Annotated in this window: 1 protein-coding gene; it reads left to right on the forward strand. The window is 70.6% G+C overall.

The window, feature by feature from the left end:
* The first annotated feature begins 27 nt into the window (after positions 1-27).
* Entirely contained in the window at positions 28-540 is a 513-nt protein-coding gene (locus ACOV8S_RS31035) for a hypothetical protein (protein ID WP_448321821.1), read from the forward strand.
* Positions 541-762: the final 222 nt, after the last annotated feature.

Genomic DNA, 762 nt, shown 5'->3' on the forward strand with positions numbered 1-762 from the left:
CCCCCACTCCCATCCAGGAGAACCCCCATGAGAAGTCGCTCCGTCCTCACCGCGTTCGCCCTCGTCCTGGGCGCCCTCTTCGCCCCCGGTGTCGGCGCCCTGGCCACCGCCACGGAGGCCCACGCGGCCGTCACCAAGATCAGCCACTCCACCGCGACGTCGATGTTCCGCTCCTCCGGCATCACCTGGTCGTCCTCCGGCGGCTGCTCCGACCGGAACAACTCCACCTGCACCTCCTTCGAGCAGCTCAACCTCGCGACCGCCCAGGGCGCCCAGACCCTCAAGAGCGCCAGCGGCTGCGCCCTCAACATCACCGGCGGCACCGAGACCGGCCACGCGAGCGGCACCTACTCGCACTGGAACGGCTACAAGCTCGACTTCAGCAAGTACACCTGCGTGGGCAACTACATCAAGAACACGTTCTCCTACATCGGCCTGCGCGGCGACGGGTCCCCGCAGTGGCGCTCGGGCGCCGGCAACGTCTACGCCGACGAGGGCAACCACTGGGACGTGACCTTCTACAACTGCGGCGGCTGCTGACCCGGTTGCTCCTGCGGTGGGCGGTCGGACCGGCCACGGAGCCGTCCGCCGCCCACCACCCGCACGTCCCCGTGCCGACGAACACCGAGCAGCTCAGGTCACCTGGAGGACCGTTGCCCCCCGAACCCTCACGCCGTAGCACGTTGCTGGCCGCGATCGGCGGTGCGCTCGCACTGTCCGCCGTCCAGAACGGGACCGCGCAGGCCGCCCCGGCCCCCGCCC

The organism is Streptomyces sp. CO7 (genome assembly GCF_053474865.1).